This window comes from Phytomonospora sp. NPDC050363 (genome assembly GCF_040655735.1).
GTDB lineage: Bacteria > Actinomycetota > Actinomycetes > Mycobacteriales > Micromonosporaceae > Phytomonospora.
This window is the reverse complement of the sequence record NZ_JBFAKK010000015.1, coordinates 19,323-39,640: the sequence shown is the minus strand read 5'-3', so window position 1 is coordinate 39,640 and position 20,318 is coordinate 19,323. Positions and strand designations below refer to the sequence as shown.

General features: G+C 70.2%; 24 protein-coding genes. 11 read left to right on the top strand and 13 right to left on the bottom strand.

What is annotated here, in order from left to right; all coding sequences use genetic code 11:
* Together AB0I28_RS32190 and AB0I28_RS32185 are read left to right on the top strand one after the other, a co-directional pair.
* Nucleotides 1-636 (top strand): tetratricopeptide repeat protein (locus AB0I28_RS32190; protein WP_357499473.1); only part of this gene is annotated, 636 nt, incomplete at its 5' end.
* Between the two features lie 30 nt (nucleotides 637-666).
* A complete protein-coding gene (locus tag AB0I28_RS32185; RefSeq protein WP_357499472.1) occupies nucleotides 667-945 on the top strand; it encodes a hypothetical protein in 279 nt (92 codons plus the stop codon).
* A gap of 318 nt (nucleotides 946-1,263) precedes the next feature.
* On the opposite strand, the gene AB0I28_RS32180 is transcribed toward AB0I28_RS32185, so the two are convergent.
* Complete coding sequence (locus tag AB0I28_RS32180; RefSeq protein WP_357499471.1) at nucleotides 1,264-2,022, bottom strand: DUF6193 family natural product biosynthesis protein; 759 nt, start codon at nucleotides 2,020-2,022, stop codon at nucleotides 1,264-1,266.
* Nucleotides 2,023-2,082: 60 nt separating this feature from the next.
* On the opposite strand from AB0I28_RS32180, the gene AB0I28_RS32175 reads away from it, so the two are divergent.
* A complete protein-coding gene (locus AB0I28_RS32175; protein ID WP_357499470.1) occupies nucleotides 2,083-2,901 on the top strand; it encodes a DNA adenine methylase in 819 nt (272 codons plus the stop codon).
* Between the two features lie 107 nt (nucleotides 2,902-3,008).
* On the opposite strand, the gene AB0I28_RS32170 is transcribed toward AB0I28_RS32175, so the two are convergent.
* Together AB0I28_RS32170 and AB0I28_RS32165 are read right to left on the bottom strand one after the other, a co-directional pair.
* On the bottom strand, nucleotides 3,009-3,461 hold the full coding sequence (locus tag AB0I28_RS32170; protein WP_357499665.1) for an RNase adapter RapZ: 453 nt from the start codon (nucleotides 3,459-3,461) through the stop codon (nucleotides 3,009-3,011).
* 132 nt (nucleotides 3,462-3,593) lie between these two features.
* Nucleotides 3,594-3,833 (bottom strand): pentapeptide repeat-containing protein, encoded by a 240-nt coding sequence (locus tag AB0I28_RS32165; protein WP_357499469.1) that lies wholly within the window; start codon nucleotides 3,831-3,833, stop codon nucleotides 3,594-3,596.
* Between the two features lie 281 nt (nucleotides 3,834-4,114).
* On the opposite strand from AB0I28_RS32165, the gene AB0I28_RS32160 reads away from it, so the two are divergent.
* Complete coding sequence (locus AB0I28_RS32160; protein ID WP_357499468.1) at nucleotides 4,115-5,908, top strand: S8 family serine peptidase; 1,794 nt, start codon at nucleotides 4,115-4,117, stop codon at nucleotides 5,906-5,908.
* Nucleotides 5,909-6,034: 126 nt separating this feature from the next.
* Here AB0I28_RS32160 and AB0I28_RS32155 read toward each other — a convergent pair whose 3' ends face one another.
* From AB0I28_RS32155 to AB0I28_RS32125, 7 genes are read right to left on the bottom strand one after another with little or no spacing between them, the layout of a single operon-like run.
* Nucleotides 6,035-7,255: a cytochrome P450 gene (locus tag AB0I28_RS32155; RefSeq protein ID WP_357499467.1), complete on the bottom strand. Its 1,221-nt coding sequence runs from the start codon at nucleotides 7,253-7,255 to the stop codon at nucleotides 6,035-6,037.
* Nucleotides 7,252-8,514: a hypothetical protein gene (locus AB0I28_RS32150; RefSeq protein WP_357499466.1), complete on the bottom strand. Its 1,263-nt coding sequence runs from the start codon at nucleotides 8,512-8,514 to the stop codon at nucleotides 7,252-7,254. The genes AB0I28_RS32155 and AB0I28_RS32150 overlap by 4 nt, the downstream gene beginning before the upstream one ends.
* Nucleotides 8,511-9,113, bottom strand: a complete 603-nt coding sequence (locus AB0I28_RS32145; RefSeq protein WP_357499465.1) for an ATP/GTP-binding protein — start codon at nucleotides 9,111-9,113, stop codon at nucleotides 8,511-8,513. The genes AB0I28_RS32150 and AB0I28_RS32145 overlap by 4 nt, the downstream gene beginning before the upstream one ends.
* Nucleotides 9,094-9,459 (bottom strand): DUF742 domain-containing protein, encoded by a 366-nt coding sequence (locus AB0I28_RS32140; RefSeq protein ID WP_357499464.1) that lies wholly within the window; start codon nucleotides 9,457-9,459, stop codon nucleotides 9,094-9,096. Before AB0I28_RS32140 ends, AB0I28_RS32145 begins: the two co-directional genes overlap by 20 nt.
* The gene (locus AB0I28_RS32135) at nucleotides 9,456-9,866 is read right to left on the bottom strand and encodes a roadblock/LC7 domain-containing protein (protein WP_357499463.1); all 411 of its coding nucleotides are present in this window, start codon (nucleotides 9,864-9,866) and stop codon (nucleotides 9,456-9,458) included. Before AB0I28_RS32135 ends, AB0I28_RS32140 begins: the two co-directional genes overlap by 4 nt.
* Nucleotides 9,863-11,245 carry an ATP-binding protein gene (locus tag AB0I28_RS32130; RefSeq protein WP_357499462.1) on the bottom strand — a complete coding sequence of 461 codons (1,383 nt, stop codon included), beginning with the start codon at nucleotides 11,243-11,245 and terminating at the stop codon, nucleotides 9,863-9,865. The genes AB0I28_RS32135 and AB0I28_RS32130 overlap by 4 nt, the downstream gene beginning before the upstream one ends.
* Before the next feature lie 45 nt (nucleotides 11,246-11,290).
* The gene (locus tag AB0I28_RS32125; RefSeq protein WP_357499461.1) at nucleotides 11,291-11,533 is read right to left on the bottom strand and encodes a hypothetical protein; all 243 of its coding nucleotides are present in this window, start codon (nucleotides 11,531-11,533) and stop codon (nucleotides 11,291-11,293) included.
* A 357-nt stretch (nucleotides 11,534-11,890) separates the two neighbouring features.
* On the opposite strand from AB0I28_RS32125, the gene AB0I28_RS32120 reads away from it, so the two are divergent.
* On the top strand, nucleotides 11,891-13,261 hold the full coding sequence (locus AB0I28_RS32120) for a hypothetical protein (protein WP_357499460.1): 1,371 nt from the start codon (nucleotides 11,891-11,893) through the stop codon (nucleotides 13,259-13,261).
* Here AB0I28_RS32120 and AB0I28_RS32115 read toward each other — a convergent pair.
* Nucleotides 13,258-14,142 (bottom strand): aminoglycoside phosphotransferase family protein, encoded by an 885-nt coding sequence (locus tag AB0I28_RS32115; RefSeq protein ID WP_357499459.1) that lies wholly within the window; start codon nucleotides 14,140-14,142, stop codon nucleotides 13,258-13,260. The two genes, AB0I28_RS32120 and AB0I28_RS32115, sit on opposite strands and share 4 nt — an antisense overlap.
* A 271-nt stretch (nucleotides 14,143-14,413) precedes the next feature.
* On the opposite strand from AB0I28_RS32115, the gene AB0I28_RS32110 reads away from it, so the two are divergent.
* From AB0I28_RS32110 to AB0I28_RS32085, 6 genes are all read left to right on the top strand, one after another.
* A complete protein-coding gene (locus tag AB0I28_RS32110) occupies nucleotides 14,414-14,893 on the top strand; it encodes an NUDIX hydrolase (protein WP_357499458.1) in 480 nt (159 codons plus the stop codon).
* Complete coding sequence (locus AB0I28_RS32105) at nucleotides 14,890-15,882, top strand: hypothetical protein (protein WP_357499457.1); 993 nt, start codon at nucleotides 14,890-14,892, stop codon at nucleotides 15,880-15,882. Before AB0I28_RS32110 ends, AB0I28_RS32105 begins: the two co-directional genes overlap by 4 nt.
* The gene (locus tag AB0I28_RS32100) at nucleotides 15,870-16,097 is read left to right on the top strand and encodes a hypothetical protein (protein ID WP_357499456.1); all 228 of its coding nucleotides are present in this window, start codon (nucleotides 15,870-15,872) and stop codon (nucleotides 16,095-16,097) included. Before AB0I28_RS32105 ends, AB0I28_RS32100 begins: the two co-directional genes overlap by 13 nt.
* A 108-nt stretch (nucleotides 16,098-16,205) precedes the next feature.
* Complete coding sequence (locus AB0I28_RS32095; protein ID WP_357499455.1) at nucleotides 16,206-16,391, top strand: hypothetical protein; 186 nt, start codon at nucleotides 16,206-16,208, stop codon at nucleotides 16,389-16,391.
* 253 nt (nucleotides 16,392-16,644) lie between these two features.
* Entirely contained in the window at nucleotides 16,645-17,091 is a 447-nt protein-coding gene (locus AB0I28_RS32090) for a DUF6166 domain-containing protein (protein ID WP_357499454.1), read from the top strand.
* An 8-nt stretch (nucleotides 17,092-17,099) separates the two neighbouring features.
* Entirely contained in the window at nucleotides 17,100-17,597 is a 498-nt protein-coding gene (locus AB0I28_RS32085) for a hypothetical protein (protein ID WP_357499453.1), read from the top strand.
* A gap of 83 nt (nucleotides 17,598-17,680) precedes the next feature.
* On the opposite strand, the gene ligA is transcribed toward AB0I28_RS32085, so the two are convergent.
* Both ligA and AB0I28_RS32075 read right to left on the bottom strand, forming a co-directional pair.
* Entirely contained in the window at nucleotides 17,681-19,729 is a 2,049-nt protein-coding gene (gene ligA, locus AB0I28_RS32080) for an NAD-dependent DNA ligase LigA (RefSeq protein WP_357499452.1), read from the bottom strand.
* Nucleotides 19,730-19,780: 51 nt separating this feature from the next.
* Entirely contained in the window at nucleotides 19,781-20,302 is a 522-nt protein-coding gene (locus AB0I28_RS32075) for a hypothetical protein (RefSeq protein ID WP_357499451.1), read from the bottom strand.
* Nucleotides 20,303-20,318 lie beyond the last annotated feature (16 nt).

Below are 20,318 nucleotides of genomic sequence, written 5' to 3'. Positions count from 1 at the left end.
TACCGGCGCGCCGCCGACGAGGGTGACACCAATGCGATGTTCAATCTCGGAGTCCTGCTCCACGAGCGTGGTGACCTCGGTCAGGCCAAGGCCTGGTTCCGGCGTGCCGCCGACGAGGGCCACACCAACGCGTTGCTCTACCTCGGGGTCCTGTTCCAGGAGCGTGGTGACCTCGGTGAGGCGGAGGCCTGGTTCCGGCGTGCCGCCGACGAGGGCCACACCAACGCGATGTTCAACCTCGGGGTCCTGTTCCAGGAGCGTGGTGACCTCGGTCAGGCCAAGACCTGGTACCGGCGCGCCGCAGGAGAAGGCCACCCCGACGCGATGTTCAACCTCGGGGTCCTGTTCCAGCGACGCGGTGACCATGGTGAGGCCGAGACCTGGTATCGGCTCGCCGCGGGAACAGGCCACACCGACGCGATGAATAACCTCGGGGTCCTGTTCCAGGACCGTGGTCACCTCGAGACCTTCTACCGGCGCGGCGACCATGAGGAGGCCGAGACCTGGTACCGGCGTGCCGCCGACGAAGGCCACACCAGCGCGATGAACAACCTTGGGAACCTGCTCAAGCGGCGCGGTGACCATGGTGAGGCCGAGACCTGGTACCAGCGTGCCGCCGAGGCAGAAGGTCAGTAGCCGTGCGGTTGTTGACTGAAAGGGGACGACATGAACCTCGAGGAGACCGTCGCCACGCTTGATTCCCTTGGCGACGACGCTGTCATCCACGCCGAACGCCCTTGGCGGGCCGAGTCGCGAGCCGTTGTCCTGGAGCCCGATACCAGCGACGGCGAGGAGGATCTGGACCACTTCCTCGAAGTGGAAGCGGCACGGGAAGTCGTCGTCGCCTGGTCGGGTCACAGGGGCGGCAGGCTTCCCAACCGGACGCAGGTCTTCCAGGCGGTCGTCCACTATGCCGAATGGGACAGCTACATTGAGGACCGGTGAACCTGGACGGGTTGACTCAGGACGAGTGAGGCAACGGACGCCGTGCAGTCTCAGGTCATCCAAGGCGCCGCAGGTCAAAGCTACCGGTCTGCCTCAGGTCAAACGAGACACGACAGCGGTCGATGAGAACCGATGACAGTCGAGCGCGCCTACTTCAAATAATCCCCACACTTTGAAGTAGGGGCCGGGGACGACTCCAAATAACGCGGCCGTGGCGGTTTCGGAAGCCCTCGATGCAGCTTCAAATAACGCGCTTGCGCCGTCGGCGACATCGTGGAGCACATCGCCGGCGGCGTGCGCATCGAGCACCGCTCAAGATCACCCGGCATTGTCTTCTGGGGCCGGAGAGTCGCCTTCCACCGCGGGACTCAGATTTGGTGGGAGCTGTTGGACGGCGAGGGCGACGGCTTCTTCAGGGGTGGCGGCTTCCGCCGCGTCCGGGACGGTCGGCCAGGTCACCTCGTAGGCGCCGTCCTCGTACGGTGCCAACATCGCCGTCGGGCTCGGCGAGAACGGCCAGCCGACGTTGGTTGAGAACCGCAGCTGCCACATGCTGGTGTAGGCGTACAGCTGCCGTAGTTTCGGTTCGGCGTAGGCGGCTTCGATCAGCGCACGGTGCTCGGGCCAACCAGACTCTTCGGCCTGCCGCCGCATCCACTCCCACTGGGCCGTGACCACCGCTGCCGGCCCCTGTTCGGCCACCTCGCCACGATGGTTCAACTTGATGAACGGCCAGGTACGTCGAATCTCGACAACCGGGGTCCCGGCTCGCCAGGCATCTGCGACTGCGGCGACCGCGGCGAGGTCTTCGGTCCATCCACCGCTGATCAACTCGATCCCCAGCCCCCATCCACCCACTGACCACTCTCGACGCTCGCTGGCGGCCCGAATCGCGAGCGAATCGCGCCTCGGCGTCGTGCTGTCGACATTGGCCCAGTGCAGCGGCATGGACTGGGACGCTTCCACGTCTCCGAGTTCCAAGCCGTTCTCAACGGCGACTTTCTGCAGCGCGGCCGCGAGACTGCCAAGTGCCAGTACGTCGGGATAGAGCTCTGATTGCTCCGGGAGCGTGGTCATGACCGGAATCCTGCCCGGACATCCGGCGGCCAGGCAACACAACAGCCGACGAAGCACGGGGTGTTCTGGCGTGTCCTGCGCGACGACCCGGTCGAACTGGCCAGGCGGTGCGCGCTGACGCCGCACTCACGCGCCGAGTACTCCGCCGCCTACGGTGACCTGTCAGACCTACCTGACCTGGAACGGGCACGGCGGGTGTGGGTGCGCCTGTCCCAGGGGCGTTCGGGGACTTTACGCAAAACCGGGTGGCGCCACTACGTCGACGCCCGCAGCTCCAGCACCTCGATGCCCGGCTACCTCGTCGGGTACGTCGAGCGGATCCACCCCGTCGCCGCACGCCTTGCGCTGGTGTCCCTGGAATCGCGGCCCGCCCTCGACCTGATCGACGCCTACGGGCGACACCGCTCAACCCTGCTGTACGTCGACCCGCCGTACCCGGGCGAGACGCGGATGCGCAACTACCGGCACGAGATGACCGACCCCGATCAGCATCGCGCCCTGGCGAAGGCCCTGCGCGCCTGCAGCGCAACGGTCGTGGTCTCCGGGTACGCCAGCGACCTCTACGACAGCGACCTGTACGCCTCCTGGCACCGCCACACCCTCGCCTCGGGCACCAGCCAGGGCGGGACCTGGGAAACCCGCTGCGAGGTGCTGTGGTCCAACCGGCCCCTGCACACCGAACAGGCACCTCTGTTCACCGGTAACGAAACCTGCCCCACCGAGGCGCCCACAACGCTCCCTTGTAACGAAACCAGGTGTGAGGAACCCGACTGCGGTCTATCGATCCGGCAACCAGCCACCGGGCGGCGACGGCGGTTCTGCTCAACCGCCTGCCGAGTCGCCCGACACCGCAGTACCCACTCCTCACCCACATCCTGACCGAGGCGCGGCACCTGCCGGACCCGAGCCGGCACCAGCCGAACCCCAGTCCTCGTCGGCCTCCGATGCCCGGTGAGCATGAAGAGCCGGCGGGCGGTCCGGTCTCCTCAGCCACGGAGAGTCCGGGTGGAGCCCGGCGGCAGCAGGGGACGCCGGATGTCGCGGTGGCCGACGGCGGTCTCGATGCCGCGTTGGTGGAGCGCAGCGGCGATCGCGTCGGCCACTACTGGTGCGCGATGGCGACCGCCTCCGCACCCCAGGGCGACAGTCACCGCCGCCGCCGACGGACCGGTTCTCATCGCGACCACCGCGCCGGCCAGTGTGGTCACCAGGGCAGCGACTCCGGGTGTGGCCAGGACGGCGGCCTGGACCGGCTCGTCGGCGCCGGTCAAGGCCCGCAGAGCCACCGCATGCCAGGGATCGCGGAAGTGCGCGCGCAAGTCGGCGACGAGATCGGCTGCCGGTGGCGCGCCGTGGCCGAACCCGAACGAGACGATCCGCACGACACTCATCCGTCCAGCATCACCACCCCACCCCGGCTGTTGCCAGGGGTTGCCCAGTGTCCAAGCGTTGCCAGTACCCAGGCAACCACGGCGGCGCGCCCCACCTGACGAACCCGCCGGCGACCGGCAGCGGCCGTTGGCAGCCGAGGCGACCCCGGTCAGCTGGCTCGGAGCATCGCAGAGCCGGCGCTACGCGACACCGGCAGCAGCATCCGCCTTCACGACCGCCGGCCCGGCCTCCGCACCGCTTTCGCCAGACGAGTCCTCAACCTCCAGGTTCACACCGAGCGCGAACACCAGACCATCGACCTCGGTGTCGCCGGTGAAGACGGCTTCGCTGAACCCAGCGTCGCCGGTGAAGACGGCTTCGCTGAACCCGGTGGCGCCGGTGAACACGGCTTCGCCGAACCGGGTGTCGCCGGTGAACACGGCGTCGTCGAACCCGGGGTTTACAGGCCGGCGGCGGCGTGGTCGGCGCGCAACTGCTCCCACTCCTTGGCCAGGTCGGCGATGTCGTCGGCGTGGTCGGTCTTGAAGGCTGCCAGGTCGTCGGCGACCTCGGCGAGTACGTCGTAGTGCAGGGTGTTTCCCCACGTCGTCCACCTTGGACACCGCCCGCCATGGTCACCATCGGCCGAAGGGACGCGCGGTGCGCGGGCCGCCGATGGTGAGACGGCGACGGTGCGCGTGCGGTGGGTAGCCTGCTGCGCATGGTGATCACGGGATGGGTGCGACGACCGGTGACCTCGCTACTGGCGGCGGTGGTCGCCTCGGGGGCTTTACTGGCGGGGGCGGCCTCGCCGGCCTCGGCGTCGGCGCCGGGGCAGTGGTGGGCCGATGAACTCGACCTGGCGGCGCTGCACGCGATCACGCGCGGGGAGGGCGCCACGATCGGGATCGTCGACACCGGCATCGACGTGACGCACCCGGACCTCGCCGGTGCCGACATCGTCGGCAAGGACCGGTGGTCACCAGGCAAGGACGGGTTCACCGACGACTTCGGGCACGGGACAGGGATGGCGTCGCTGCTGGTCGGGCAGGGAAAGCAGGGCGGGGTGCTGGGGGTGGCGCCGGATGCGCGGCTGCTGGTCTATGCGGCCGAGTGGAATTACGACCCCTTCCACACCGGGTACTTCGACGACGACCTCGGCGCGGGTATCGCGTGGCTGGTGGAGCAGCGCGTCGACGTGATCCTGCTGGCCTACGGCAACTCCAACCCCCCGAAGCGGCCGGAGGGGTCGGGGCTGCGCGCCGCCGAGCGGGTGGGGATCCCGGTGATCGCCGCGGCGGGTAACTCGGAGACCGCGCAGTGGCCCGATGAGGTCGAGTGGCCGGCGGCCACACCGGGTGTGGTCGCCGTCAGCGGCACCAAACCCGGCGGGAAGTTCTCACCGGCCTCGTCGGTGACCGGCAAGGAGGTGGCCGTGGCCGCCCCGGCCGAGGATGTCGGCTTCGCCATCCCCGGTGACCTGCCCGGCTTCGGCGGGGCGCTGTACACGAAGGGGTCGGGGACCTCGGGGGCCTCGGCGATCACCGCCGGGGTCATGGCGCTGCTGGCCGCGCGCTTCCCGGCTGAGTCGCGTGAGCAGTTGATCCACCGGCTGACGTCGACGTCGACCGACCGGGGTCCGGCTGGCCACGACAAGAAATACGGGCACGGCGTCATCGACCCGCTCGCGGCGCTGGCCGAGGGCGTCGACCTGTCAGGGGCGGCGCCGGCGCCGATCACCCGCGCGCCGCTGCCCGCCTGGTCACCGGGAGCGATGCCGACCGATCCGGTGGTCGTGTCGGTGTGGACGCGGTGGGACATCTGGGCGGCGTGCGGGCTGGCGCTGGTGGCCGGGTTGGTGCTGGTGATCGCCGGGTGGCGAAGGCCCCGGCGACAGCGCCTGGTCGCCCTGGGCGTCGCGGCCGCCGTGATCGGCGCGGCGGCCGGCGGGACGGCCGTGACCGTCGCGCGCGCGGCAGACCCGCCCGTCACCGCGATCGCCTGGCCGGAGTTCACGGCTGCACCGCCTGCGGGTGAACGCGTCTACACCGATGTGTGCCAGCAGGCCAGCGACGAGGCGGGCCTGTGGCTCGACCTGTACATGCGCCCCTCCTACTGGCATCTGGAGGGCGAGATGTGCGAGATCGCCTTCCCCCGGTCGTCCGACCCCGGCGGGAGCCCGCAGTCCTATCTGGAGCGTGTCGCGATCCGGATCACCTGGGGCAAGCTGGCGGTCAATGAGATCCGTGACGCTGATGCTGAGGGGCCGCTGCACTGCCGTGAGGGCGCGGCGGTGTGGACAGTCGCCGGGGTGCCCACCTGCACCGACGAGACCGCCGACCCGACGTACACGACCTACAGCTACACCCGCTTCATGCTGCGCCAGTCGTGGGTGACCATCGAGGTCCTACAGGACATCGAGACCGACAAGCCCGACTACCACCACAGCCTGCTGACGCTGCTGATCCCGATCGTGGTGACCGGGTCACGAGCCGCGACCGACGTCGCCAGCTAGGGGCTTCGGGCACTGCCCTGACGGAGACTGCCATCACGGCGTTGGTGGTTTCATCGTGATCCGGAGTGCGGACGGGCCGGCCGAGACGCGGGGGATGGGCCTCGGCCGGTTGGCTGGCGGAGAGTTTCAGCGGGGAGTGGGTGAGTGTCCAAGGAGGACGGGGAGGATCTCGAACTCGTTGGTGATGAACGAGGCCCGCTTCGTCAGATCCTCGGGCGGGCAGGCCAGCGAGGCGCCGGGAAAGCGTTCGAAGAACGCGCTGGCGGCGATCTGGGCCTCCAGGCGCGCCAGTGGCGCGCCGATGCAGAAGTGGATGCCGTGCCCGAAGGCCGTGTGGTCCATGGTGTCGCGGTCGGGGTTCCAGGTGTCGGGGTCGGCGTGGACGCCGGGATCGCGGCCGTGCCCGGCGAACGCGAAGATGATCGGATCTCCCTTGGGGATGACGACTCCGCCGACCTGAATGTCCTCGACGGCGTAGCGCAGGGGCAGCAAGCCCACGGGCGGGTCCTTGCGCAGGGTTTCTTCGACCAGGGCGCCCCAGCGGGTGGGGTCGGCGAGGACGGCCTGGAGCTGTTCGGGGTTGGCCATGAGCGCGACGATGAGGTGGTTGATGAGCGACACAGCGGTCTCACTGCCGGCACCGACGAGCAGCAGCAGCGTCGCGGCGAGCTCGTCGGCGCTGAGCTGGTCACCGTGCTCGTCGTGGTAGGCCAGCAGTCCGGTGATCATGTCGTCGCCGCGGCGGTCGCGCTTGTAGTCGATGAGGGCCTGGAAAGCGGCCCACATCCGCTGGCTGTTGGCGCCAGCGGCGACGGGGTCCAGGGAGGTGTCGACGACGGCTTCGATGATGGCGGCCATCTCGGCGCGCTGGTCGTCGGGGACGCCGACGAGGTCGCAGATGACGGCGATGGGGATCTGGAAGGAGAACTCGCTGCGCAGGTCGAAAACCTCATCGGGACCGGAGGCGGCGAGCTTGTCGAGGAGGGCGTCGACGATGCGGGTGATGGCCGGGCGCATCTCCTCGATGCGGCGGGGGCCGAACACCGAGCCGATGATCTTTCGCAGGCGCTTGTGGTCGGCGCCGTCAGCGTTGAGCATCGATGGTGATACCCACGGTGCCAGCGCCGACTGGGCGGCGTTGGCCGGCAGGCCGGGCCAGTGCTTGGGGTCGCGGCTGACGCGCCGGTCGGTGGCCAGGGCCTTGAGGTCGGCGCCTTTGGTGATGACCCAGGCGGTGACTCCGCTGAACACGGTGACCTTCTGGGGCGGTTCGCCGCGCAGGGTGTCGATCTGGTCGAGGATGCCGCCGGTCGAATCGAGGGGAACGGGTACGGGCGGTGGGGTCATGGCTGGGGCTCCTTCGGGGTGGGGGTGAAGGTGACGTTGAGGTGCTGTGGGCACTGGTGGAACAGGCCCGGTTTGTTGGGGGCCGGGCGGGTATCGGTGATGCGCAGGTCCCACAGCGCGTCGAGGATCGTGGTGACCGCGGTCTCGCAGATGACGGTGGCCTCGGCCGGCGCCGGGCAGCGGTGCTCCCCGGCGGAGAAGGCCAGGTGCGCCCGGGAGTCGTAGGGCAGATCGTCGGGGTGGCGCGGGTCGGTGTTGACGGCGTGGTGGGACACCACGACGAGAGTCCCGGCGGTGACGGCGACGCCGTGCAGGCGCGTGTCTCGGGTGGGGATGTAGAAGGTGAAGTTCCCGACGGGGCTGGCGGTCCACAGTGTGTAGTGCAGGGCGGCGCGGACGGGGACGGTGCCGCTGGCGACGTCGCTGGCGAAATCGGGATCGCTGAGCAGGTGCCGCAGTGCCTGGGCGATCCAGGCGGCGGTGGGGACGTTTCCGCCGCCGAAGACGGCGTAGAGGCAGCTGACGACCTCCTCGGGGGTTAGTCGCGCGGGGTGCTGGAGGAGCCAGGTGGGCAGGTCGTCGCCGGGGGTTTCCTGCCGGGTGGCGACGATGTCGACGAGGGTGCTGGCGAAGAGCGCGGCGCCTCGCGCGGCTTCGGGCCCGGCGTCGACGAGGGCCGCGCACGCGTCGATCATGGTGCGGCTGGTCTCGGGTGGGCAGGCCAGGAGCTCGGTGAACACCGTCAGCGGGATCAGCATCGCGTACTGGCTGACGAGGTCGGCGCGACCGTGCAGCGACATGGTCTCGATCAAGCGCAGGGACACCGATCGGGTGATGTCGCGCAGCCGGTGGTGCGGCATGCGGGCCATGGACTGGCTGATCGCGGCGCGCAACCGCTGGTGCGTCGGCCCTTCGGCGAACAGCACGCCGGGCTGCCACCCGTAGATGCCTGAGACGGGACTGTCGGGCGGGACGCGGCCTTCCTGGAGGTCTTTCCACAGGCGGGTGTCGCGGGTCCAGGTCCCGCCGGTGGGGGCGTTGAGCAGCTCCACGGCGGCGTCGTATCCGGTGACGAGCATGCCGCACACGGCCGGGCTCAGTTCGGCCCATGCCACGGGCCCGGCGGCGCGCAGCGCGTCGTAGGTGGGGCCGGGGTCGGCCTCGAAGGCCGGGCCGAACAGTTGCGGCAGATTCCCGCCCGAGTGATTCCGTGGAATCAGCATCGGGGTCGTGGGCGGGTGCGGTGGGGCGGGGCTCATGAGGCGGGCTCCATCTCGGTCAGTGGCCGGCGGGCCATGAGGTGTTTGACCAGGGCGACCAGGACGTCGACCGCGGAGGCCAGGTGCCGGGCGTCGCACAGCAGCAGGGGCGTGTCCGGGCGCAGTGCGAAGGCCGCCCGCAGGTCGTCTGCGGGAAAGAGGGGCGCGCTGTCGAAGCGGTTGACGGCCACGACGAAGGGGATTCCGGCGGCCTCGCAGCGGTCGATGGCGGGGAAGGCGGCCTCGACCTGGCGGGTGTCGGCCAGCACGACCGCGCCGAGCGCCCCGTGCATGAGCTGGTCGACGACGAACGCGAATCGCTCCTGGCCAGGCGCGCCGAACAGGTACAAGACGATGTCGCTGAAGGTCCGGCGGCCAAAGTCGAGAGCGACCGTGGTGGTGGTCTTCTCGCTCGGGCCGGGCAGCTCGTCGACGCCGACGGCATGCTCGGTCATCAGGCCCTCGGTGGTCAGCGGCGTGATCTCCGAGACGGTGGACACCAGGGTCGTCTTGCCGACACCGAACGCGCCCAGGACCACGACCTTGACGCTGATGTCGTCGCGGGTCAGGGACCGGATGTCAGAGTTGTTGGAGCCCATGCAGCAGCCTTTCCAGGACGTCGACGCCGGGCGCGGTGGCCTGTTCGGCGGAGGTGGGTGCCTTGGCGAAAACGTGGCCGCTGTCGATGAGCCTGTCGGCGCAGATCACCACGAACGGGAATGGAATCTTGAGGTGCGCGGCAGCCTCGGAGATCGACATCGCCCCGATGGTGCGCAGCAGGTTCATCACCCGCGCGGATGTCGGGTCCAGTTCGGCCAGTGGGGCCTTCAAGTCGGGGTAGAGGAGCGTGGAGGCGTCCAGGCTCGAACGGCTGGTGGCGGTGGCGCCGCCGGTGGTGGTGTGGGAGCGCACCAGGCCGACACGGGTGCGCCGGATCGGCCTCACGTGGGCCGCCCGGCGGTGCCCAGCTGCTCGGCGAGTCTCTTGACCTGCTTGAGGGCTACCGAGGCCACCAGCGCGAACGCGTCGCCGGTCATGGAGCCCTGGATGCTCACCCCGATGGAGGTGTTGGCGCCGGCGGTCATCAGCAGCACGGTGTGCGGCCCGAAGTCGATGATCGTGCGCCGCCAGGCAAGCTCCTCGGTGCCGATGCACAGCTTGGCGACGGCCGGCGCCAGCGACTGCTCCGACGACAGCGCCGCGGCGAGCCTCTCGGCGTCGGCGCGCTCCAGGCCGGAGGAAGCGGCGGTCAGCAGCCCGTCGTCGGTGAAGATCAGCGCGTTATCGCAGCCGGGCGTGGCGGTGAGCTCGTCGAGGATCGTGACGAGCTGCACGGGGGAAGCTGTCGTCATTGTTGCTGGTCTCCTTCGTCAGTGGGGAAGATGTCGCCGAGCTTGGCCAGCCCATCGCTCATGTCGGCCGCGTCGAGCTGGGCGGGGTCGGCGTTGCCGACGCTCGGGCCTGACGCGGTCGCCGGTGGTGCGGCCGGGCGCCGCACGGGAAGCCCCAGCGGGGTGCGCTCCTGCCCGACAGCGGTGTGCGTGCCGGTGTCGTCGCGGCTGGGCGTGCGCTGCTTGGGCGGTCGCGCGAGGCGCCCGTAGGCCGGTGCGTGCTCCATCGCGTTGGGCCGCGTCGTGGTCAGTACGCGGGGGATGACGACCACGACCGTGGCGCCGCCGTAGAGGGAGGGCCCGCCCACCTGGACGCTGAACCCGTACCGGCGAGCCAGCGAGGCCACCAGCGGCCACCCGAGCTGAACGGCGTTGGGCAGCGCGAGCAGGTCGATCTCGCCGGAGTCGAACAGGGCGTTGGCGTATTCGCGCTGGTGGCTGTTGATGCCGAAACCGCGGTCGGTGATGGTGATGGCCTGCCCAACGCCGACCTCGGTGACCTCGACGCTGACCGGGTGCCCAGCGGAGTGCTTGACGCCGTTGTCAAGGAGTTCGGCTACGGCCATGACCACCGGTTCGACCAGGCGACCGCTGAGCCAGATGTCCTCGCTGGCCTCGGAGTGGCGGTGCTTGACACGGTGGCGCTCGACGCGGCCGCGAGCGGCCTCCAGGACATCGGCCAGCGGAGCGTCGGCCGTCTGGGCGCCCGGCGCGGCGCCGCCGAGGACGCGCAAGCGGTCGACGGCCCGGCGCGCCAGGGTGACCAGGCCGTCGACTTCGGTCCAGGCGGCCAGTGCTGTCGGGGAGGTGTTGCCGATGGTGCTCTGCTGGTGGGAGATGTCGTGCTGGGCGCGCACGAGAGCGGCCACGGCGCCGTCCAGGGCGTTTTCGAGCAGTGCCCGCATCGCTCCGGCGCTGTCGGCGGCGGCGGTCTCGACGGCTTTGCCGACGGCCTCGATGACTTGATCGAAGGCGTTGCCGAACGCGCTGCCTCCGAAGTCGGGGTGGCGCAGTTCCAGGGGCGCCGCGCCGGGGATGCCGCGCCGTACTGCGATCTCTGCGGCCACCCGGGCGGCGAGGTGAACGCAGTCCTCGAGAATCCGGGCGTTGTAGCTCCGGGCGAAGACCGCCTCGCGTTTCGCCTCGGCGACGGCCGCCGCCGCTTCGGTCAGCTTGTCGGTCATCTGCCCGACGGTCGCCTCCGATTCGGCCAGCCTGAACTGGAGATCCTCGATGGCGGCGGTGCGCCGCCACAGGAGCACTCCTGCCACCACTAGGGCGGCGAGGCTGACCACGGCGACACCGCCGAGGGACCAGATGAGCACGGATGGGGTGAGCACGAAGACCGCCTCTGGGGAAGGGTGCGGATGGTGGTGGACGGGGTCTCAGTCCGAGGAGGAGACGAACATGTTCAGCAGGCGCCGGCCGGGCCGGATGCGGCTCCCGGAGCCCTTGCAGCGTCGGCATCGGCGAAACCCGCCGAGCAGGCGCGGCGCGAAGTGCTTGCCGGATCCCCGGCAGGCCTTGCAGGCCAGCAGTGGCCAGAACCGCGCGGCCAGCAGAGCCAGGCCCACGCGCACCCCGAGAAGAGCGAGAAGGGCCAGCCATGTCCGAGGGTTTTCCAGCAAGGCCTGGAGCGTCACCGCTGTAGCGGTCGGCCGCGCCGGTGTTGGTGCTGGTGTCGCGGTGTCACGGCGTGCCTCCTGGTGGGCGTCGGGATGGGTGGACCCGCAGGGACTGGCCCCGGTGGCTACTCAGAAGGGGTGGCGGCGACCACCGGGGCCGTCACCAGCCAAACGCACAAGGGGCACGCGGCGGAACGGATGAGCACACGGAGGAACAGCACCTCGCGACACAGCGGACCGCACGCATGATCGTCCGTCCATATAGGAGGATTGGACAGATGATTGACGCCTGCCCTTTCGCTGGCGTCTTGGTCCGCCTACGCTGCGCTGATAGGCCGGTGCGGTGATGAAGAAGGACAAATGCCCCACAACGAGATCCTGAAGGGATTGCGCACGCGGCTGCCCGCTGGGCGCAACACCCAGGCCGCCGTCGCCGAAGCGGTCGCCGCCATCATCGAGGCCGACGAGAACCGCCCGGCCGGAGTCACCGCCGACTACGTCTCCAAACTGGAGCGCGGCCTGATCACCTGGCCACACGAGGCCTACCGACGGGCGTTTCGCCAGCTGTTCGGCGTGGCCAGCGACGACGCGCTCGGCTTCTACTCCACTATGGCCACCGCGCCCCTGCCGCCGCCGATGCCGCCGACGGCCTCACGGCACGACGTCGACGACCACCAGGTGCAGACCGGTCTGGTGACGTTGGCCGCCTGGGCGGCCCACGGCGGCCTGTCGGCGCAGGTCGGTGACGTCTTGGCCGGTGGCACCGAGGACACGACCATCCCGCACCGCATCGGCATGGACGATGTGCTGGCGATCCGGCAGGCCACCAGGACCTTCGAGGAGTTCGATTTCGCCTGGGGTGGGGGCATGAGCCGCGCGGCGGTGCTGGCGCAGCTGGCGTGGGCGCGCCAGGTCCTGGTCCGCTCCCGCTTCACCCAGCCGGTGCGCACCGCTCTCCAGTCGGCGATCGCGCACCTGGGCGAAGTCGCCGGGTGGATGTCCTTCGACGTCGGCCAGGCGGGCATGGCACGCCGCTGCTGGCTGCTGGCACTGGAGATGGCCGCCGAGGCCGGTGACTGGCCGATGCGCGTCAACATCCTCACCGACATGGCCCGCGAAGCCGCCTACGGCGGCCGCGTCACCGACGCCCTGAACCTGCTGGCCTTCGCCCGTGGCGCCCACGACCACCTCACCCCGACCATCCTGGCGGCCACGCACGTGGTGTCGGCTCGCGCTCATGGCCGCGCCGGTGCCAGCCAGGAGTGCCTGCGCCACATCGGCCTGGCCGAGGAGCTGTGCGCCGGCCAGGACCTCGCGGCCGAGCCCGACTGGATGTCCTACTACGACATCGCCCAGCTGACCGGCGACACCGGGCACGCCCTGTTCGACCTGGCGCGCGCCAGCGAGCCGGGCAGCTCGGTCGCCGCCGCGGCGGCGCGCAACTCCGCGGCTCGCCTGGCCCGCGCCGCCGAGCTGCACGGCCCCGAGGCCAGCCGTTCCCGCGCGTTCGACCAGACCAAACTGGCGACCCTGTGCCTGGTCCACGGGGACCGGCAGGAGGGCGTGGCGACCGCCGCCCGCGCCCTCGACGGTGTTCCCCGCATCCGGTCGGTCCGCCTCGTCGACGACCTGCGCTACCTGGCCAAAACCGGGTCCGCCATCACCGGCAACGCCGACGTCGGCGAGATGACCCAGCAGGTCAAACGCGCGATCCGCGCCCGGGCGGTCTAGAAGGCGTTCCAGTCGCTGACGTCGGGGCTGGCCTGGCGGAGAGTCTCGACGCGGTGGGCGACCTCGGCGGCGGCCCGCTCGGACTCACCGGCCATCTGCGCCAGCCATGACGTCATCCGCAGCAACCGGATCGAGCGCAGCACCTCATAGCCTGGCCCGGCCGTCACGTCGTAGCCGTACACCGCCGCGAACTGGTCGTAGGCCTCGCCGGTGATCCAGCCGCAGTCGCGTTCGATCGCGGTGAGCACCAGGTCCCACTCGGGGTGGCACAGCGCGAAGTCCTCAAGGTCAACGAACGCCAGCGTCCCATCCGAGCCGTAGACGAGGTTGTCGACGTGGGCGTCACCGTGGACCACGCCGACGGGCAGCGCGAAGTCGGTCTCGGTGTAGGCGGCAGCCAAACGCTTGGCGAGGCCGAGCAGGAAGTCGCGGTCGCCATCGTCCAGGGGTGCGGCATGCAGGCGCGCATCGACACCGTGCAGCGGCTCGACCTGCTCCAGCCGCAGATGGTCCGGTGCGGTCAGGCGGTGCAGGGCCCGCAGCGCCTGACCGAGCTGCTCGGGCGTCGACGGGCTCGGGTCGGGCACCTCCACCCACAGCGTGACCGGCAGACCGTCGACCGTCAGCGGCCCGGGCATCCCCGGCGCCGGCCGCACGACCGGTATCCCCTCACCGGCCAGCCATGCCGCGATCGCCATCTCCCGGCGGGCGCCTGCCATGCGCTGCGGTGAGCGGGCGATACGCGCGATGATCCGCTCGCCGCCGAAGCGCCACACGGCGTTCTCGCCCAGCCTCACCAGCTGTGGGTCGGGGTCGGTGAGGCCGTAGATCGTCGCCGCGCGTCTGGCGGTCGCTGCGGTACTGGCCGCCGAGAACTCCACGGGCCCATCATGGCCGATCACGAGCCGGTCCGGCTAGGCGGATCACACGCATGATCGCCAACCACAACCGGACTCCACGTGCAGCGCACGTGACAGTAAGTAGCAGTCCGGGGTATGCGTGCTCCTAGCCTTGCCGCACGGCGGCCGGTGGAAGGCCGCCCCGGGCCGCTGCGGCTTGAGCAGTTCCGTCGGCTGCGGCGGCCCACCCCCGGCCCCTGAACTTCGGCCCCGGCCTCGCCCGGCGGCACACCGATGGCCGCCGGAGCAGCCCGTGTACACCCGCCTCGACGTGGAGGAGACCGCCGTGCCATCGCCCGCCCTGCTACCCGCCCGCCAACAAATGCGGCGGCCCCAATGCGCCTGCCGCGCTCGGGCCGTACTGTCCACACCGGACAAGAAGAGCCTGCTGCTGATCCGCCGCCAATACGCCGCCGGGCACGTCATCCACCACCTCCCCGGCGGAGGCCTCGAACGCACCGACGCCAGCCCCGAAGACGCGCTGCTGCGCGAACTGCGCGAGGAGTTCGACGCCGAGGTCATCCTCGGAGGCCTGCTGAAGATCGTCCACTACGGCGGCAGCACCTGCCTGCGGATCTACGACGCGACCGCACGGACGTGGTCAAGCCACCTGCGCGACTGCCGCCCCGGTGACACCCTCGTCGAGGTCCCCCTGACCGCGCTGAGCGGCCTCCAGCTGGCACCCGCCGCGATCGCCTCGATGCTCCACGACCAGGCCGCGGTGCGGCCATGACCACCACCGCGCCCCGACGCAGCCGCCCATCGACCGGTGACCACCCGTGGCAGCACCGGGGCCACCTGGCCGCCCCGGTGCCCGACGCCGTCCTCGTCACAGCGACCGTGGGACCCGGGCAGTACCCCGTCTGCCTGTGGGCCAGTCCCAGCGACCGTGACCTGCTGGAGGAGTTGCCGCCCGAGGCACCGCCACCGATGACGGCCCCCGTTCGCGCGTGGCTGGTGGCCTACCCTCCCGGCCGTGCCCGCGAGATCACACCGGTGCTGATCCCGTTCGTGTGGCCGGCGCTGGCCGTCCTGTCCACCGGCGACACCGCCATCGTCGGCGTCATCGACGAGACCAACGGCGCCTTCGACAACGCCCTCGTCCTCGGCAGGCAGGGAACCATCGTCGCCCGCGGCAACCTCGGCTACGTCACCTCCATCGCCAGCACCAGCGATGGCCTGCTCTGGGCCAACCACGCCACCGAGATCGCCGCCTACGCCCGCAACGGCGACCGCCTCACCGCCGTCCGCCCGCCGATGCCGCCGGCCGTCGGCGACTTCGACTCCGAGGTGATGTCCCCGGCATGCGGCAGCTTGTTCGCCCTCGGCGCCCTTTCCGCCACCGGCCAACGTTGCCTCCTGATCTCCAACACCACCACCTCCCAAGTGGTCGCCCCGCTCCGGACACCCCTCGATGACGGCTGGGCACTGGCGGCCGCGTCCGATGGAGCCGGCGTCACCGTCGCCATCGCTTTGATGACGTGGCAAGGCGTCCAGGTCGCCCTCGGCCGCCTCGGCAACCGAGACGTTCGGCTCCACCACCACATCGCCCTCACCGACACAACCGAGACCGCCAACAGCGATCCACTCGTCATCATCGGCCGCGACAGCGCCCTCCACCTCATCACCACCAGCGGTGAATGGGCCAGCGTCAACATCGGCGACCTCCCCAGCCCCCCACCGGCGCCCACCCCCTGCGAGGAACCCGCATGTCAAAACTGATCACGTCTGCCTCCGGTCTGATCGACGCTGGCCTGGCCATCCTGGTCGCCATCACCGGCCTCGCCATGCTCAACTGGGCAGGCGCACGCCACTCAAGCCGAGGCCGCGTCCGAGGCAAATACCGCCGCATCAAGTACGGCTCAATCATCGGCTGCCTCGCGGTGATCATCGTCATCTACTGGGTCGCCAAGGACGCCGCGCTGGGCGGGGAGTAGCTCCTGCCGCTCATGACGCGTCCGTGCTTCGGGCCGGCTTCGGAGGGCTCGCTGACCGTACGCGTGTCACGGCCGAAGCCGGGGCCTGCAGCCGCGTACGGTCCGATCGTGACCCTTTCCCCACCGCAGCAGCGCACCACCATCGGGTTGGCCAACCTCATTCCCACCGTCGCTTCGGTCGAGCGCGAGCCGATCAACAAAGCCCTCGCCGGGCCGTCCCCGGTGACGTTGACGCTGGCCAGCCATCTGCTTGCGCGCGCGGCCTCGGGCGGCACGCTGGCACCTGACGAGTAGCGCCTCGCGACCGAAGTCGCAGCGATCCTCGGCGCGGGGGACGCGTAGCCGTCCTCGCGAGTGGATGGGCGGGTGCCGCACAGTCGCGGGTGTGGTCCTCTGCGGGGCTCTGGTTCGGGCCGCACCAGGCTGTGCCAGGCGTCCCTGCGCGAACGCATCGACACCACCACCACCCCCGGCGGCCACCTTGCGGGTTCCGTCCACCGTCCACATCGGGCACACTGCCCAGGCAGACCCGAGGAGAGGACGGCCCATGCCCAACCACAGCTACCACGGCATTCCCGGCGGCGTCGACGCCGCCGGGAACTACAGATCCGCGCGGATCCTGGTGGAGACTGCTGAGCCGGGCCCCACCGAACGGGAGAGGGCCCGCCTGCTGCGTGAGCTCGTCGACGAAGACGGCTATGGGTGGGGATACAACGGCAGCGGCACATCCAACGCCGCCGCAGCGATCCTCGCCGACGCCCTCGAACTCGGCGACCCCGACACCATCGGCATGAGCATGGCCGCCCACCCCGAAAACCGCGTTCTGACCGAACTGCGCGAGGACTTTTGCGTCGACGTCCTCGCCCAAGCCTGCGATGAGTGGCGCATGAGCCGGGGAGCGATCCTGCGCTGGGCGCGCGGCTGGTACCTCCAGCACGGCGACCCCGATCTCCCCACCTCTCTGGCCAAGCTCCCGCCCGTGCCGCCGTACTGAGCGTGCCCGTGGACCGCGAGGAACTGCCCGAAGAGCGCCTGGAACGCCTACAACGTGAACGCCGCGCGGCCGCCGCGCCTGTCGAGATCCTCATCGAGGCGCATTGGACCGTCAGCGCTTTGTGGGACGCCATGCGCACCCGGCAGCCCGACCTCGCGCCGCGCGTCGTCGACGCGCACAACGTCGGCGTCACCGTCGCCGTGGACTACCTCAACGAGCACGCCGCCTACGGCGTCGTCGGCGCCCGCTACCTCGCCGCCGTCGACGGCCTCACCGCCACCCTCACTCACCACGACCACACCGGCCATCTCCACTCCCACCTCCTCGTCGCCCAGACCGTCACCGTCAAGGATCGCGGCCGCCGCCTCGAGGCCGTCCTCGAGCCCGGCGCGCTCAAACGTCAGGTTGGCCCGCGCCAAGGCCCACTTGCTGCACCTGACCTGGTTGTCCCTGGCCGCCGGCGGAGCGACTGTTTTGGCGCTCGCCCTTGTCACCGAGTTCGTTGACCGACTGTGATCGCCGGGCGGGCCCGGACCCACAACGCCCAGGCCCGCCAATAGCTCATGAGCCTTTGGCGGGGTGGCCCCAGTCAGTCCAGGTAGCTGCCGACGCGCTTAGCGAACTCGTTCTCGGTCAGCACCGTGACGCCCAGCTCCTCGGCCTTGGTCACTTTCGAGCCGGCGTTCTCGCCCGCGACCAGGATCGTTGTCTTCTTCGACACGCTGCCCGAGGACGCGCCCCCGGCGTTCTCGATGAGTGCGCGCATGTCGTTGCGGTTGCGACCGGCGAGTGGGCCGTTCATGCCCCCGGTGACCACTACGACCTCCCCGCTGAGCGGCCCGTCGGTGTCACCCTCGGTGACCGGCTCGGTCATATTCACCCCCGCCGCCATGAGCTTGTCGATGACTGGCCCAACCGCCGCGATGTGGTGGGCGATCTTCGGCGCGTTCGCGCCGGGGAGCTTCGGTACGCGGGCCAGCACGTCGGCGTCGGCGGCCCGGATCGCGTCCATGGTGCCGAAGTAGCGTGCGATCTCCCGTGACAGCGTCCGGCCCGTCCGCACAATCCCCAGCGAGCAGAACACCCGGCTCAGCGGCTGCGCCTTCGCCGCCTCGATCTGCGCCAAGAGCGCCTCGGCGCGCTTCTCGCTGCGCGCGGCGACCGTCAACTGCTGGCGGGTGAGGGTGAACAGGTCACCGACGTCGACGACGTCACCGGAGTCCACCAAGGCTTCCAGGAACGTTCCGCCGAGGCCGTCGATGTCGAGCTGGTCACGGCCCACGGCGTAACGCAGGCCCGCCAGCAGCCCGCATCCGCCGCTGGCCCCGCCGGCGCACTCCCAGCGCTCGCCGGAGTCGTCGATCGGGCCGCCGCACTTCGGGCACACACTGGGCAACTCGACCGGTGTGGCATCGGGACCCCGCAGATCCACCACGGGTGCTTCCACGCGGGGGATGACGTCACCGGCCTTGTAGACGGTTACGGTGTCGCCGATGTGGAAGCCGCGGTCGCGAATGAAGGCCGGGTTGTGGAGGGTGGCGTAGGTGACGACGCTGCCGTCGACCTCGACCGGTTCGAGGACGGCACGCGGTGCGATGACGCCGGTGCGGCCGACGTTCCACTCCACCGCCAGCAGTTTCGTCTGCCTCTCGACGGCGGGCAGCTTGTAGGCGATGCCCCAGTGCGGGTGGCGGGTGGCGAACCCGGCAGTCTGCTGCTCGGCGAGCGCGTCGGCCTTGATGACCACCCCGTCGATACCCAGTGGCAGCTGCGCGCGCAGGGCGGCGATCGTGTCCACCCGTGCCTGAACGTCTTCCAGCCGCGCGTACACGGCCAGGCCGGCGCTCTCCAGGGCGGTGGTGGTCTGCACTCCGAGGTCGGCGATCTCAGCCATGACACCCGAGTGGGTGCCTGCGGTCAGTGGCATCCGCTCCTCGAAGGCAACCGCGCCGTAGGCGAAGAACGTCGTCGGGATGACGTACTTGCGGCTGGCGGTCCCGCGCAGGGTTCCGGCGGTTCCGTTGCGGGGGTTGGAGAAGGGCTTGCCCTTGTTGGCCCGGCGCAGCTCGTTGGCGGTTTCGAACTGTGCGGCGGTCAGCAGCACCTCCCCGCGCACCTCCACCGTCACCGGCCGCGTCAGCCGCTTGGGGAGGCCGACAATGGTGCCGATTGCCGCCGACAGGTCCTCGCCGACCTGTCCGTCGCCGCGGCCGACGAGCTGCACCAGGCGGCCAGCCCGGTAGCGGGCGGCGATGGCCGCGCCGTCCAGTTTTGGTTCGACGGCAAAGCCGCCGGCCACCGGCGCGTCCAGGCGCCGCTCCAGCGACGTGCCCCACTTCACCAGCTCCTCGGCGCTGAACACGTTGTCCAGTGACAGCATCGGGACGCTGTGCGGGACGTCCCGGCCAGGGGCTGCACCGCCGCCGACCTTCCCTACGGGAGAGTCGGGGCGGACGTGATCGGGGTTGGCGGCCTCGTACTCGGCAAGTGCCCGCAGGAGAGCGTCGAAGGACGCATCGTCCAAGGCGCTGGTGCCGTCGCGATAGTAGGCCGCCGACGCGGCGATCGCGACGTCCACGCCCGCCTCGTACTCGGCGCGGACGGTGAAGGGGAGGGCAGGGGCTGCGGTGGTGGTCATACAGAGATCATCCCGCATGGGTACGACAGTTCTGGCCTGCACAAACACGGTTCAGGAAGTGCTGTGTCGCCTTCGGGAAAATGAGTCTGGGGTTGGTCCACGACCGCGCCCGAACCGCTCATAGAACTTGAACCAGCCGCCATCTTGGTGCAGCCGGCGGACGTGTGCGAGGAGGGATTCGCGGGGCAGGGCCAGGTTCCCGGTGGCCTCGGCGTGCTCAAGTGCTGCACCTGCCGCCTGTTCGACGTGTTGGGCACCGGCACCGATCCATCCCAGGCACCAACCACGATCGCCGGTGCCATCCTTCATCCAGGGCGTCATCAGCCCGACTGCCAGGCCCTTCTTGGCACGGTCGAGCGCGCCGGAGTCCAAGGACACCAGCGAAGGAATCTCCGGGGCGAGCTCGACGCCCTCCTCGCGGACGGTCGCCACGATTCGGCGAGCTCCATCACGTACGGCGCGCAGCGCGGTGTCGCGGCCGCGGCCGGCCACCGGGGTACGGATCTCCATGACGGCCACGATCAGCCCGCGAAGATACTCGCGGGTCACTGGTGCGACGTCATCTGCGTCCATGGACTTCCCCTGTCCG